This window comes from Streptomyces sp. DF42 (assembly GCF_058267695.1).
Map to the genome: position 1 here is coordinate 5,272,026 of NZ_CM177859.1, position 14,165 is coordinate 5,286,190.

At 70.7% G+C, this 14,165-nt stretch carries 10 protein-coding genes and 4 pseudogenes; 9 read left to right on the plus strand and 5 right to left on the minus strand.

What is annotated here, in order from left to right:
* Nucleotides 1-14 precede the first annotated feature (14 nt).
* A pseudogene (locus ACYUED_RS24145) lies at nucleotides 15-284 on the plus strand (Uma2 family endonuclease); the annotation flags it as partial.
* On the opposite strand, the gene ACYUED_RS24150 reads toward ACYUED_RS24145, so the two are convergent.
* Nucleotides 276-1,127: a diacylglycerol kinase family protein gene (locus ACYUED_RS24150; protein ID WP_491284922.1), complete on the minus strand. Its 852-nt coding sequence runs from the start codon at nucleotides 1,125-1,127 to the stop codon at nucleotides 276-278. The pseudogene ACYUED_RS24145 and the gene ACYUED_RS24150 sit on opposite strands and share 9 nt — an antisense overlap.
* Nucleotides 1,128-1,322: 195 nt before the next feature.
* Between ACYUED_RS24150 and ACYUED_RS24155 the strand changes: the two genes are divergently transcribed.
* The 4 genes and pseudogenes from ACYUED_RS24155 to ACYUED_RS24170 all read left to right on the plus strand — a co-directional run bounded on the left by ACYUED_RS24155 (nucleotide 1,323) and on the right by ACYUED_RS24170 (nucleotide 5,858).
* Nucleotides 1,323-2,606, plus strand: coding sequence for an adenylosuccinate synthase (locus ACYUED_RS24155; RefSeq protein ID WP_491284924.1), 1,284 nt, complete (start codon nucleotides 1,323-1,325; stop codon nucleotides 2,604-2,606).
* A gap of 156 nt (nucleotides 2,607-2,762) precedes the next feature.
* Nucleotides 2,763-4,580 carry a bifunctional metallophosphatase/5'-nucleotidase gene (locus ACYUED_RS24160; RefSeq protein WP_491284926.1) on the plus strand — a complete coding sequence of 606 codons (1,818 nt, stop codon included), beginning with the start codon at nucleotides 2,763-2,765 and terminating at the stop codon, nucleotides 4,578-4,580.
* 54 nt (nucleotides 4,581-4,634) lie between these two features.
* Nucleotides 4,635-5,452, plus strand: a pseudogene (locus ACYUED_RS24165) (sigma factor-like helix-turn-helix DNA-binding protein).
* Nucleotides 5,453-5,564: 112 nt separating this feature from the next.
* Nucleotides 5,565-5,858 (plus strand): DUF3303 family protein, encoded by a 294-nt coding sequence (locus ACYUED_RS24170; protein WP_491284927.1) that lies wholly within the window; start codon nucleotides 5,565-5,567, stop codon nucleotides 5,856-5,858.
* A 3-nt stretch (nucleotides 5,859-5,861) separates the two neighbouring features.
* Here the strand turns inward: ACYUED_RS24170 and ACYUED_RS24175 are convergent, their stop codons facing one another.
* The 4 genes and pseudogenes from ACYUED_RS24175 to ACYUED_RS24190 form a co-directional block, all read right to left on the minus strand.
* Nucleotides 5,862-6,512 (minus strand): putative DNA-mimic protein, encoded by a 651-nt coding sequence (locus tag ACYUED_RS24175; RefSeq protein WP_266592414.1) that lies wholly within the window; start codon nucleotides 6,510-6,512, stop codon nucleotides 5,862-5,864.
* 84 nt (nucleotides 6,513-6,596) lie between these two features.
* Nucleotides 6,597-7,021 (minus strand): annotated as a pseudogene (locus tag ACYUED_RS24180) (glycosyltransferase family 2 protein); the annotation flags it as partial.
* Nucleotides 7,022-7,078: 57 nt separating this feature from the next.
* On the minus strand, nucleotides 7,079-7,780 hold the full coding sequence (locus tag ACYUED_RS24185) for a GntR family transcriptional regulator (protein ID WP_491284930.1): 702 nt from the start codon (nucleotides 7,778-7,780) through the stop codon (nucleotides 7,079-7,081).
* A gap of 138 nt (nucleotides 7,781-7,918) precedes the next feature.
* Nucleotides 7,919-9,274: an aspartate aminotransferase family protein gene (locus tag ACYUED_RS24190; protein WP_491284931.1), complete on the minus strand. Its 1,356-nt coding sequence runs from the start codon at nucleotides 9,272-9,274 to the stop codon at nucleotides 7,919-7,921.
* A gap of 383 nt (nucleotides 9,275-9,657) precedes the next feature.
* Here ACYUED_RS24190 and ACYUED_RS24195 point away from each other — a divergent pair, with 383 nt between their 5' ends.
* From ACYUED_RS24195 to ACYUED_RS24210, 4 genes and pseudogenes are all read left to right on the plus strand, one after another.
* Nucleotides 9,658-10,266, plus strand: coding sequence for a type 1 glutamine amidotransferase family protein (locus tag ACYUED_RS24195; RefSeq protein WP_491284933.1), 609 nt, complete (start codon nucleotides 9,658-9,660; stop codon nucleotides 10,264-10,266).
* On the plus strand, nucleotides 10,263-10,721 hold the full coding sequence (locus tag ACYUED_RS24200) for a MarR family winged helix-turn-helix transcriptional regulator (RefSeq protein WP_491284935.1): 459 nt from the start codon (nucleotides 10,263-10,265) through the stop codon (nucleotides 10,719-10,721). Before ACYUED_RS24195 ends, ACYUED_RS24200 begins: the two co-directional genes overlap by 4 nt.
* 86 nt (nucleotides 10,722-10,807) lie before the next feature.
* Nucleotides 10,808-12,709, plus strand: coding sequence for a serine/threonine-protein kinase (locus tag ACYUED_RS24205; protein ID WP_491284937.1), 1,902 nt, complete (start codon nucleotides 10,808-10,810; stop codon nucleotides 12,707-12,709).
* A gap of 57 nt (nucleotides 12,710-12,766) precedes the next feature.
* Nucleotides 12,767-13,585: pseudogene (locus ACYUED_RS24210) on the plus strand (PstS family phosphate ABC transporter substrate-binding protein); the annotation flags it as partial.
* Nucleotides 13,586-14,165: the final 580 nt, after the last annotated feature.

Below are 14,165 nucleotides of genomic sequence, written 5' to 3' on the forward strand. Positions count from 1 at the left end.
GAGGGCGCATCATGACTGAAGCCCTCTCGTTCGTCGCTGAGCCGACCTGCACTTCCACCCGCGATGACGATCTGACGGACCAGGTCCGTGTCTACGGCAGGGCAGGTGTCCCCGTGTACCTCCTCCTCGACATGCAGGAAGAGCAGGCCACCGTGTTCTGGACGCCCTCGGCCAAGGGCTACGAGTCACACTGCACGAGGCCGTTCGGCGAGAAGCTCCCGATGCCCGCGCCGTTCGACTGCACCCTCGACATCGGCGGCTTCGAGGCGCCCGCCTCACGCTGAAGGCACCGTCAGCCCCCAGGCCCCCTCCCAGACCGTCCACGTCCGCCTCCGCACAGGTCCCCACACCCCCGCGTCCGCCCGGTACCGGAAGTCCGCCCCGGACACGCTCACCGTCCGCCCCTGAGCGAATACCGGCGAAGCCTCCGCGCCCACCGACAGCGGCCGCACCTCGATCTCCGCGACCCCCGCCTCCCCGGGCGTCACCGACACCGCCTCCACCGGCTGGTCCAGGTCCACCAGCGTGACCCCGTCGACCTCCACCCGCAGCCGGGCGGGCCGGGGCCCGGGGACCGTGGTCTCGCGGGCGGGCACCAGGGTGCGTACGAGGGACTGGGCCGTGCGCAGCCACGGGTGCCCCGCCTCCAGTGACGGCGTCTGCGTCTGCGTCTGCACCTGCGCCTGCGGCGTCAGCGGGGGAATCCGCAGCGCGCCGAGCACCACCCCGTCGCTGTCGTCCACCAGCAGGTCCAGTCGCCGCTCCACCCCTTCGAGCACGGCCCGCGCCGCCGCGACCGCCCCTATGGGCACCCCCAGCGACCGCGCCACCGACAGCGCGCCGCCCACCGGCACCATCGACAGCGCACATCCGGTCAGCTCCCGCTGCCGGTGCAGGAGGGAGACCGCACGCACCAGCGCGCGGTCGTCGCCGACCACCACCGGCCGGCGCGAGCCCCGCCGGGCCAGCGCCCGGGCGAACTCCTCCGGCCCGTCCGGCAGGCACACCTTCGCCTGCGCACCCGCGCTGAGCACGTCTTTTGCAATGCGTACCGACTCCCCGTCCGTTCGCCGGGCGACCGGATCGATGACCACCAGGAGCTGATCGGAAGTCGCGGAAGTCACCACCTCGGTCCTGCCTCGCTTCCTCGGGTAGCATCTTTGTGCAAGAGCCCCTTGCGCTATTGCGCCAGGGGCTTCGTCTATTCCGGGGCATCCGGTCCGACGGTTTGCGGCCAACGACGGTCGCGGTGCACGCGGCGGTGAACCTTACGCGTACGCCCCTGACCTTGGACATGCCCCGCCCGGAAGGGGTGTACGCGCGTGCCCGCACTTGTGCTGCTCGGTGCTCAGTGGGGTGACGAAGGCAAGGGAAAGGCGACGGACCTGCTAGGCGGATCCGTTGACTATGTGGTGCGCTACCAGGGCGGCAACAACGCCGGCCACACGGTAGTCGTGGGCGATCAGAAGTACGCCCTCCACCTGCTCCCTTCCGGAATCCTGTCCCCGGGGTGCACCCCGGTCATCGGCAACGGTGTCGTCGTCGACCCGTCGGTCCTGTTCTCCGAGCTGAACGGGCTGAACGAGCGTGGCGTCGACACGTCCAAGCTCCTGATCAGCGGTAACGCTCACATCATCACGCCCTACAACGTGACGGTGGACAAGGTGACGGAACGCTTCCTCGGGAAGCGGAAGATCGGGACCACGGGCCGCGGAATCGGCCCGACCTACGCGGACAAGATCAACCGCGTCGGCATCCGGGTCCAGGACCTCTACGACGAGTCGATCCTCACCCAGAAGGTCGAGGCGGCCCTCGACATCAAGAACCAGGTCCTCACCAAGCTCTACAACCGGCGCGCGATCGCGATCGAGCAGGTGGTCGAGGAGCTGCTGACCTACGCCGACCGGCTCGCGCCGTACGTCGCCGACACGGTCCTGGTCCTCAACCAGGCCCTGGAGGACGACAAGGTGGTGCTGTTCGAGGGCGGCCAGGGAACGCTCCTGGACATCGACCACGGCACGTATCCGTTCGTGACGTCGTCGAACCCCACCGCGGGCGGTGCCTGCACCGGCGCCGGTGTCGGCCCGACGAAGATCAGCCGGGTCATCGGCATCCTCAAGGCCTACACGACCCGGGTCGGCTCGGGCCCCTTCCCGACCGAGCTGTTCGACGCGGACGGCGACGCGCTGCGCCGTATCGGCGGCGAGCGGGGTGTGACGACGGGCCGGGACCGGCGCTGCGGCTGGTTCGACGCCGTGATCGCCCGGTACGCGACCCGGGTCAACGGCCTGACGGACTTCTTCCTCACCAAGCTCGACGTCCTCACCGGCTGGGAGCAGATCCCGGTCTGCGTGGCGTACGAGATCGACGGCAGGCGCGTCGAGGAACTCCCGTACTCGCAGTCGGACTTCCACCACGCGAAGCCGGTCTACGAGAACCTGCCGGGCTGGTCCGAGGACATCACCGGGGCGAAGTCCTTCTCCGACCTGCCGAAGAACGCCCAGGACTACGTGAAGGCGCTGGAGGAGATGTCGGGCGCCCCGATCTCCGCGATCGGCGTGGGCCCGGGCCGGGACGAGACGATCGAGATCAACTCGTTCCTGTAAATCCCATTTGTTCTGCGGGTATTGGGCCGGTCATGGACTTCCTTGACCGGCCCATGGCTTGCTCCTGGTTCCGTGCGGAAGTGATGGGGCGCAACTATCTACGCGGGTAGCCGCCGACCCGTCCCTCTCATTCGTCTCCAGCACCAGGAGTCCCGTATGCCCGTCAGTCCCCTGAACCGCCGGGAGTTCGTGAAGAAGTCGGCCGTCACCGGTGCCGCCGTCGCCGCGGCGGGAGCGGTCGGCACCGGCAGTGCCGAGGCCAACGAGCGGAAGCCCGAGAAGTGCCCGAAGACCTGGTCGTTCTCCATCCTGGGCACCACCGACCTGCACAGCCACGTCTTCGACTGGGACTACTACCTGGACAAGGCCTACAGCGACAAGGCCGGCAACTCCGTCGGCGTCGCGCGCGTGGCCACCCTCATCAAGCAGCAGCGCGCGGCCAAGGGCGAGGAGCACGTCCTGCTCGTCGACGCCGGCGACATCATCCAGGGCACCTCGCTCGCCTACTACTTCGCCCGCGTCGACCCGATCACGGGCAAGGACGGCAAGAAGGGGCCGCGGCACCCCATGGCCGTCGCCATGAACCACATGCGCTACGACGCCGCCGCGCTCGGCAACCACGAGTTCAACTACGGCATCGAGGTGCTGCGGAAGTTCGAGCAGCAGTGTCACTTCCCGCTGCTGGGCGCGAACGCGCTGGACGCCAAGACCCTGCGCCCCGCCTTCGCTCCGTACACCGTGAAGCGGATCTGCGTGCCGGGCGCGCCCGACATCAAGGTCGGCATCCTCGGACTCACCAACCCCGGGATCGCGCTGTGGGACAAGGACAACGTCGCCGGCAAGATGGTGTTCCCCGGCCTGGTCGAGCAGGCGAAGAAGTACGTGCCGAGGCTGCGCGCGCTCGGCTGTGACGTCGTCTTCCTGACGGACCACTCCGGGCTCGACGGATCGACCTCGTACGGTGACGCGCTCCCGTACGTGGAGAACGCCTCCAACCTCGTCGCCGAGCAGGTGCCCGGCATCGACGCGATCCTGGTCGGCCACACGCACGTCGAGGTGCCCTCGTACACGGTGAAGAACGAGGAGACCGGCGCGGACGTCCTGCTCTCCGAGCCGTACTGCTGGGGCTACCGGCTCAGCGTCTTCGACTTCGAGCTCGAACTGCACCACGGGCAGTGGAAGGTGACGAAGAAGACGGCCCAGACCCTCAACCCGAACACCGTGGACGAGGACCCGGAGATCAAGAAGCTCCTCCAGGCCGACCACGAGCTGGTCGTGAAGTACGTCAACACGACCGTCGGCACCTGCACCCAGGACCTCTCGGGGGCGGAGGCCTGCTGGAAGGACGTGCCGATCATGGACTTCATCCACCAGGTCCAGATGGACACGGTGAAGGCGGGCCTGTCGGCGAGCGATGCCGCGCTGCCGCTGCTCTCCGTCGCCGCGCCCTTCAGCCGGACCGCCGACATCCCGGCGGGCAACGTCACGATCAAGGACATCGCCGGCCTCTACATCTACGACAACACCCTGTACGGCAAGAAGCTCACCGGCGCCCAGCTCAAGGACTACCTGGAGTTCGCGGCGAAGTACTACCACCAGGTGCCGGTCGGCACGAAGGTCGACACCGCGACGGTGACGAACGCCAACAGCTTCTGGGACTACATGTACGACACGGCGGCCGGCGTCTCGTACGACATCGACATCGCGCAGGCGGAGGGTTCGCGGATCAAGAACCTGACGTACAAGGGCGCGGCCGTCGCCGACGACCAGGTCTTCGTCGTGGCGGTCAACAACTACCGGGCGAACGGCGGCTCCGGCTACCCGCACATCGCGTCGGCCGACATCGCCTACAGCTCCACCAACGAGATCCGCCAGCTGATGATCGACTACGTCACCGCCAAGGGCGCCCTGGACCCGAAGGACTTCGCGGCGGTCAACTGGAAGCTGACGCAGGGCGGTACGCCCGTGTTCTAGGCGGCCCCGGTGATCGAGCAGGTCTTCGAGGAGCAGCGTTCCCGGCTGAGGGCCATGGCCCACCGCATGCTCGGCTCGCTCACCGAGGCCGACGACGCCCTCCAGGACGCCTGCTCGCGCGGCAGCCGGGCCGACACGGGTGAGGTCGAGAACCCGGCGGGCCGGCTGACGACGGTGGTCGCGCGTGTGTGCCTGAACATGCTGCGCACGCGCGAGCACCGGCGCGAGGAGCCGTTGGAGGCGGGGCAGGCGGGGGAGGCCGGGCGCGCGGGGGCGGTGGCCGATCCGGAGGAGGAGGCCCGCTGGCCGACTCGGTGGGTGTGGCGCTGCTCGTCGTGCTCGACACCCTGTCGCCCGCGGAGCGGCTCGCGTTCGTGCCGCACGACATGTTCGGCGTGCCCTTCGACGAGATCGCACCCATGGTCGAGCGGAACCCGGCGGCGGTACGGCAGTTGGCCGGCCGTGCCCGCCGCCGGGTGCGCGGCGCCCCGCGTCCCGAGGCCGATCCGGCGCGCAGGCGCCGGGCCGTGGACGCCTACGTGGCCGCGACGCGCGGCGGCGACTTCGACGCCCTGGTCGCCCTCCTCCACCCGGACGTGGTGCTCCGCGCCGACCGTGCGGTCGTGCCGACCCCGGAACCCGTCCGCATCTCCGGCGCCCAGCCGGTCGCGAAGGGGCGCGATGGCCTCCATGGGCCGTGCGCGGTTCGCGGACGTCGTCCTGGTCGACGGACACGTGGGCATGGCGATGCTGGAATCGGGCCGCCTGCGCCTGGTCCTGCGCTTCACCTTCGAGACGGCCTGATCACGGAGGTCGACGTGATCGCGGAACGGGAGCGGCTGCGCGAGCTGGATCTCGCCCTCTGCCCCTGAGCCCTCACCCCTCACCCCTGATCCCTGACAGAACGAGGCGGTCATTTCGGGCATACGCTGAGGGTGTACCTGTGGATGCGACAAGCGCGGGATGCAGAGGAAGGTGAGTGCCATGCGCATGCTGCTCAAGGCGTCCTTCGACACGGAGAAGGCGAACGAGGCCATCAGGAACGGCACCCTGACGAAGATGGTCCAGGAGGCGGCGGAACACATGAAGCCCGAGGCGGCCTACTTCACCGCCGACGAGGGCCGGCGTACCGCCTTCATCGTCTTCGACATGCAGGAAAGCTCCCAGATGCCGGCCTTCAGCGAGCCGTTCTTCTTGAACCTCGACGCCAAGATCTCCTACACGCCGGTGATGAACATGGAGGACGTACAGAAGGGCCTGTCGCAGATCGGACGCTGACCTTCAGCTGAAGACGATCATCGACCCCTGCGCCAGACTCCGCGTCGCCGCCGCGTGCAGCCCGAGCCAGACGTGGCGTTCGCGGGCGAAGGGGCTCGGGTCGTACGGCGCCGGGACGGCCGGCTCCTCCAACTCCGTGGGGGCGCGCGGGGGTTCCGGCGCCGCCGGCGGATTGGCCGGGTCGATGCCGATCGCCGGGGCGACGTATTCGAGTTCGCGCAGGAGGGCCTGCGCGGAGCCCAGCGGACCGCCGCCCGCGAGGAGTTCGTCGTTGGACAGGGGCTGGGGGAAGTCGACCGGGACGTACGCACCCGCGTGGTCGTAGTGCCAGACGAGATGCGACTGCTGGGCCGTCGACTCGAACATCTCCAGCAACTGCTCGTAGTCGCCGCCCAGTTCGTCCACCGGCGTCACCGGCAGACCGCACACCTGGAGCAGATACACGCGGCGCAGGAAGTGCAGCGCGTCGTAGTCGAAGCCGGCCACCGGGGCGACCTCGCCGGACAGACCCGGCATGTACTGGTACACGGGCACCGGCGGAAGGCCGGCCGCGTTCAGCACGCTGTTGTACTGCGCGAGTTCCTCGGCGAACGGATTGTCGGGGGTGTGGCACAACACGTCGACGAGCGGTACCAGCCACAGGTCACAGGCCAAAGAGGGCTCCTCAGACAGGGTGGTCAAGGCCGGGCAGAAGGCAGGGTAGTCGGTACGGCTTCGGGTGACCCCCTCCAGGACAGGTCAGCTGCCCTTGTGCAGGTCCCATACCCACACACCGTGCACCCACTTCCCGTCACGGCCCACCAGTTCGGTCACGGCCTTGCGCAGGGCGTCGTCGTGCGGCTGCGACACCACCACCAGCGCTCCTGCCTTCCAGTACGCGACATCCCGCTCGGCCTGCGCCCGCCAGTTCTTGCCGATCGTGGGAATCACGCCGGTGTAGCGGACATCACGCAGCATCTGCGAGGTGTAGCGGGGGGAGGCGCCGTAGATGCCGACGCGGTCCTCGCCGTAGGGCCGTTGAAGTAGCCGCCGGGGACGCTGAAGCCGAGGCCGGCCCCCTCCTGCCGGTGCAGGGCCTCCGCGCCGCCGGGATCGGGCAGCGGCACGGGGACGAGGGACTCGCCCTTGCGGACGTACGGCTTCCACGCCCCGTCCGTGAAGACGCTCCTCGTTGAACGCGGGGATGACGACCGAGAGGTCCACGACCCTGGCCAGGGTGCTCATTCGTCCGCGGGCCCCTCGACGAGGCTCAGCGAGTGCGCGTTGTACTCGGCGACGATCGCACGCGCCGCCGTGGTGTCGCGCTGCGCCAGGGCGTCGACCAGATCGGTGTGGGCGCACCACAGGACGCCGCGCAGATCGGTCAGCCGCCGCAGATGCTGCACCGCGCACACCCAGGACTGCACGCGCAGCCGGTGCAGGAAGTCGGCGAGGTACGGGTTGCCGAAGAGGGCGCCGAGCTCGCGCCAGAAGCGCAGGTCGTAGCCGATCAGCACGGTGAGGTCGCCGGCGGCCGCGGCGCGCTGCGCCTCCTCGCCGCGGCGGCGCACCCCGGCGAGGGCCGCGACCGCGCGGGGCTCGTCGAACCGCCGGTTGCGCTCGGGCCTGATGTCGAGCTCGTGGAACATGCCGTCGGTGACCAGGGTGCGGGCCTCGACGATGCCGCGGTAGTCGCCGGCCGAGTACTCGTGGACATGGAAGCCACGGTGCTGGTCGGCGTCGAGGAGCCCCTGCGCGGACAGGTCGACGAGCGCCTCGCGCACGGGCGTCGCGGAGACCCCGTACTGCTCGGCGATCTCCTTGACCGTGAACTCCTGGCCCGGCTGCAGCCGCCCCGCCAGTACCTCGTCGCGCAGCGCGTCCGCGATCTGCTGGCGCAGGGTGCTGCGGGTGACGGGGCCGTTTCCGCTGCTGCCGGGCATGGGTCGGGCGTCTCCTCGTCGCGATCGGCTGGCGTGCACGTCCATATGTACGAGCACGCCACCTTACGCGTTCGGGTTTGGCGGGTTGACCCGCGTAGCTTTCGACGGGCGGTGCGGCGGCCGAGCGGCCGCGGACGGCTAGCGCGTGTACTCGTCCGCCACCGAGAGCGCCGCGTCCAGCGCCGCGAGCCCCTCCTTCAGCTCGGCCTCACTCACGTTGCACGGGGGCACGACATGGGTGCGGTTCATGTTGATGAAGGGCCAGATGCCGTGCTTCTTCGCGGCGGCACCGAAGGCGGCCATGGGGGCGTTCGCCTCGCCGGCCGCGTTGTACGGCACCAGCGGCTCGCGCGTCTCCTTGTCCTTCACCAGGTCCAGCGCCCAGAACATGCCGACACCGCGCACCTCGCCGACGCTCGGGTGCCGCTCGGCCAGCTCGCGCAGGGCCGGCCCGACGACCGTGGCGCCGAGCTGCCCCGCGTTGTCGACGACGCCCTCCTGATCCATGACGTTGATCGTCGCGACGGCGGCGGCACAGGCCAGCGGGTGCCCGGAGTAGGTGAGACCACCGGGGTAGGGCCGCCTGCCGAAGGTCTCGGCGATCGCACCCGAGATCGCGACACCGCCCAGCGGCACATAACCGCTGTTCACGCCCTTGGCGAAGGTCATCAGGTCCGGTGTCACGCCGAACAGGTCCGCCGCGAACCACTCACCGGTCCGCCCGAACCCGGCCATCACCTCGTCCAGGACGAAGACGATTCCGTACTTGTCGCATATCTCACGTACGCCGGCGAGGTAACCGGGCGGCGGCACCATGATCCCGGCGGTTCCCGGGATGGTCTCCAGGATGATCGCGGCGACGGTGGCCGGCCCCTCGAAGGCGATCGTCGTCTCCAGGTGCTCCAGCGCCCGCGCGCACTCCTGCTCCTCGGTCTCGGCGTAGAAGCGGGAGCGGTACAGGTACGGCGCCCAGAAGTGCACGACACCGGCCGCGGCGCCGTCGGAGGCCCAGCGGCGCGGGTCGCCGGTGATGTTGATCGCCTGCTGGGTGCCGCCGTGGTACGAGCGGTACGCCGCCAGCACCTTCGGGCGCCCGGTGTGCAGCCGCGCCATCCGCACGGCGTGCTCCACGGCGTCGGCCCCGCCGTTGGTGAAGAAGATCTTGTCCAGGTCGCCGGGTGTCCGCTCGGCGATCAGCCGGGCCGCCTCCGAACGGGCCTCGATCGCGAAGGCGGGCGCGAACGTCGTCAGGTGTGCGGCCTGCTCCTGTATCGCGGCGACGACCTTCGGGTGCTGGTAGCCGATGTTGGTGTAGACGAGCCCGCTGGTGAAGTCCAGGTACCGCTTGCCGTCGTAGTCCCAGAAGTACGACCCCTCCGCACCGGCGACGGCGAGCGGGTCGATGAGCTCCTGCGCGGACCAGGAGTGGAACACATGAGCACGGTCCATGGCCTTCACGGCGGCGCCGGCCTCGGGGTTTGGCTGAGGGGTCATGGCGCGAGCGTAGATGTCCGAGGTGCCCGCTCGGTATCGGCTTCCTGTCTGTGAAGTGGGGGTTTCTGCGACAGGTTGTCGACGGGTTGCCGGGGGAGCCCCTCAGCCGGTGATCCGCCGGCGTCCCAACCGGTGCGGAACGGCGGGGCTGTCGGGCGCCGGGCCTCGGCCGTCACCCATGCGAGGAGGTGGTCCTGCAGCGACTGCCCACGCTCGTCCGCCATGGCTGCGAGCAGGTCCCGGATCCCTTCGGGGACGTCACGGATGTCGACGGTGACCATGCGGCAGTCGCATGTCCGGAGCGGTGTGCCAGGAGGCATGTTGACAGCAAGCTGTCCAATGGGCAGCATGCTGTCAACAGCTCTCTGTTCGGAGGCGGAGCCATGAACAGCAGCCGCAAGCCCGTCCATCTGGCCGTGTACGACACCCTCGCCGACTGGGAGACGGGGCACACGACCGCGTATCTCGCCCGCGCCGGGTACGAGATCCGCACCGTGGGGCCGACCCGGGAGCCGGTGCGCTCCATCGGAGGCCTCCGCGTCCAGCCCGACCTGGCCCTGGACGACGTGCGGCCCGAGGACAGCTCCCTGCTGATCCTCCCGGGCGCCGACCTCTGGGACGCGGGCGACGCGCTCGCCCCCTTCGCCCGCAGGGCCCGCGCCTTCCTCGATGCCGGCGTCCCGGTCGCCGCCATCTGCGGGGCCACCGCCGGGCTCGCGCGAGAAGGACTGCTCGACGGCCGCGACCACACCGGCGCGGTCTCCTTCTACCTCGCCGCGACCGGGTACCGGGGCGGCGAGCGGTACGTCGACGCCGACGCCGTCACCGACGGGAAGCTGATCACCGCCGGGCCCACCGAGCCCGTCGCCTTCGCGCGCGAGGTATTCCGGCTGCTCGGGGTGTACGAGGGCGAGGTACTGGACGCCTGGTACCGGCTGTTCCACGACTCGGACGCGCAGGCGTACGCCGTCCTGGAGGAGGCCGGCCGGTGAGCCGCGAACGCCAGGACCTGCTCAGCCGCAGCGCCCTCGGAGTCTTCGGGCTCAACGGCCGGTTCCTCGGTGTCGCCGAGGAGCTGGCCCGGCCCGCCGGACTCACCGCCGCCTGGTGGCAGGTGCTCGGCGCGGTTCTCGGTGAGCCGCTGTCCGTCGCCGGGATCGCCCGCGCCATGGGCATCACGCGGCAGAGCGTCCAGCGGATCGCCGACCTGCTCGTACAGCGCGACCTCGCCGAGTACCGGCCCAACCCCGCCCACCGCCGCGCCAAGCTCCTCGCGCCGACGGCGCAGGGGCGCGCGGCGATCGCGCGTGTCGGCCCGGGTCACGCGGCCTTCGCCGACCGGCTCGCGGAGGAGTTCGGGGAGGCCGAACTCGCCGAGGCCGTCCGCGTACTGGAACGGCTGTCCAAGGTGCTGGACCAGCTGGGGCCGCCCGTTACGGAACCGTAGACACCGCTCCGTCCACCTCCCCGTACGCCCGCACTATCGTTGGGATGTTGCACAGCGCGTATCGGGGGATTTCGGGGGGACCTGCGATGGAGAAGCTCGGGGCTGGGGATCCGCAGCGGATCGGGGCGTACCGGCTGCTGGCGCGGCTCGGGGCCGGTGGGATGGGGCATGTGTATCTCGCCCGGTCGGACCGGGGCCGTACCGTCGCCGTGAAGCTGGTGCGGGAGGAGCTGGCCGCGCAGGAGGAGTTCCGGGCGCGGTTCCGGCAGGAGGTGCAGGCCGCGCGGCAGGTGGGCGGGCACTGGACGGCACCCGTCCTGGACGCCGACACGGAGGCCGCCGTGCCCTGGGTCGCCACCGGGTACGTCGCCGGGCCGAGCCTGCAGCAGGTCGTCGGGCGCGACCACGGGGCGCTGCCCGAGCGTTCGGTGCGCATCCTCGCGGCCGGGCTCGCGCACGCGCTGCAGGACATCCACGCCGCCGGGATCATCCACCGCGACCTCAAGCCGTCCAACGTGCTGGTGACGATCGACGGTCCGCGGGTCATCGACTTCGGGATCGCGCGGGCACTGGAGACCGTGACGGACGGCGGGCTGACGCGAACCGGCGCGCTCGTCGGGTCGCCCGGGTTCATGGCGCCCGAGCAGGTGCGCGGCGACCGGATCACGCCCGCCTGCGACGTCTTCTGCCTGGGCTCGGTGCTGGCGTACGCCGCCACCGGCCACCTTCCCTTCGGCGGCGCCAACAGCGGTGTGCACGCCCTGATGTTCCGTATCGCCCAGGAGGAGCCCGACCTGGAGGGGGTGCCGGAGGGCATCGCCGACCTCGTCCGGGCCTGTCTGAAGAAGGACCCCGGCGCCCGGCCGGCGCTGGACGACGTGCTGGAGCGGACCGGGGCCGAGGACACCGTGCTCGGCGGTCGCTCGCGGGACCCGTGGCTGCCGAGCGCGCTGGTCGCCCAACTGGGCCGTCACGCCGTGCAGTTGCTGGACTCCGAGGACCCGGAGGAGGCGACCGGGCCCGAGGGTTCGCAGAGTGCGGGAGGGCCCTCGCTGGAGAAGGCGGCACCCGAGGCCTCGCCCGAGCACGCCCCCGCCGCCGACTCCGCACCGGAGCCGGGCGCCCCCGCAGCGCCGCCCCCGCCGGGGCAGCCGGGGACCGGGGCGCCGCTGAACCACCTCCCGACGATGGTCGGCGGACAGGGCACCCAGACACCCCCGCCCGGCCACCCGGCCCATCCGGCCTACGGCCATCCGCAGCAGCATCCCCAGCAGCAGCCCGGCTACGGCTACCCGCAGCAGCCGCCGCCGGGTGCCTACGGCTACCCCCAACAGCCCGGCGCCTACGGAGGCCTGGGCTCCACCCCGCCCTACGGCCCGCCCTACGCCGGCCCGCCCCCGCCCGCCCCGCAGGAACCGCCGAGGAGGAGCGGCCGCTCCACCGCGGCGCTGATCGCCGTCGCCCTGGTCGTCGCGCTGGGCGCCGGCGGCTCGGTGTACGCCCTCATGAGCGGCGGCGACAAGTCCGACGACAAGTCCGGCCCGGCCCCGACCACCGGCGCACCCCGGACGTCCGGCCCGACGACGTCCCCGCCGGACCCGACGAGCCCGCCCCCCACCACCTCCGCGCCGGCCGACGGCGCGATCCCGACCGCCTACCTGGGCACCTGGACGACCACCATCACCAACGCCGACGGCGAGAACACCCGCGAACTCACCATCCAGCAGGGCGAGGTGGGCGACACGGTCCTCTCCCTCGTCGCCGACGGACCCACGAGCAACGGCACCTACCACTGTGTCTTCCAGGCCGACCTGACCTCGGCGCCGGGCAGCGGCGGCATGCTCCGGATCGGCCCGTCCACCGTGACGTCCGGCGACTCGGGCTACTGCAAGCCGGGCGACGCCACCGTGCTCAGTCTGCTGCCGGACGGCAGTCTGAGCCGCGAGAACAGCAGCAACGGCGAGAAGCTGACGTACACCAAGGAGTAACCTCAAGTCCCCTTCTCCGCAAGGCCGTTGAGATCACCCGGCCATACGGTGACCCCGGTGGAGTGGCTGAGCGCAGAGAACGTCGTGGCCGTCGGCACCGCGGTGCTGGGCATCGTCGCGTCCGGGATCATGGTCTGGTACGAGCGCCGGGTGCCGCGGCGCTGGGGGCACCGCCCACGCCCTTGAGGCAGTGGGGGAGGATCGGCTACCGGGTCCAGATGGACAACCCGATAGGCGATGACGTCCGGATGGGCAGAGATGTCCGACGCCACCCTCGTCCTGCTCCGCTTCGAGAACGACGGCTCCCAGGGCATCGACCGCGACGACTACACCAGCCCCGAAGTCCACGGCCTGACCGCGGTGTTCACCGACCGCACCATCCGCGGGGTCTCGGTCACCCAGCCGTCCGACACCGACCACCTGATGGACCACTTCACCGCCGCCCGGGGCTTCGGCTACGACGGCAACTCGCTGCGCATCCCGCGCGTCCCGCTCAACCACGGCGACCACTTCAAGCTGCTCGTGCTGTCCCTGAAGGACGTACGCCGGATCTACCGGGGCGATCTGACGCGCTGGAAGCAGGTCGACCCGTCGCTCCCCGACCTCCCGATCGTGCTGGTCAGCCGCAACGCCGACTCCGGGACGCGGCAGATCTTCCAGCGCCGGGTGCTCGGCACCTGGGAGCGGGTGCCCAGCACCTCGCTGGACTGCGTCCACAAGGACGACGCGTCCGCGCCCGTCATGCGCTGCGAACTGGACTCCACGGAGGATGTGCTCGCCAGGGTGGCCCGACTGCCCGGCGCCCTCGGCTACACCGAGACCACCCTGGCCGGCGGCCACCGCGGACTGCGCACGGTCCCCCTCGACGGCGCCTCCGCCTTGCGCGTGGCCGCAGCGGCGGAAGAGACGCTTCTTCGGGTGGCCTCCTGCTTGTCGGTGGGGTGGGCGGTGCCGTTGTCGGGTGTCTTGAGCACGCGCGGCAGATGGCGGTGAAGGTGCTCGACTTCGACTTCGCGGCCGCGGCCGCGAAGTGCTCGCGCAAGGAGTTCGGTGAGGCCGCGTGCACGGTGCTTGCCGCCTGTTCTCTCGCCCATTGCGAGCTGTTGCTTCCAAGGAGACAGAACGCCCTGGCCACAGGGGCAAGGGCTCAGCAGGGCTCAGGGGAACTCGCGGGATGTCGCACATACGGTCGGGGCCGCCGTGCGTGCCGCAGGGGCCACGGCCCCTGCGTGGTCCGGCGACCTCGGGACGTCACCGGTCCCGCGAGCTCCGGAGCGTCGCCGTACCCACAGTGGATCAGGCCCAGCCGTGGATCTGCCCATCCTCATGATCAGCCGGACCTCCAATCCGCCCGGCCCCGGAGCCAGTTGCTCGCCAAGTTGGTGAGCGCGTGCACCGACGCGTCGCCAGGCGACCACGGACTGCGCCTGCGAAGCGAAAGCCGAGCGATGTCTTT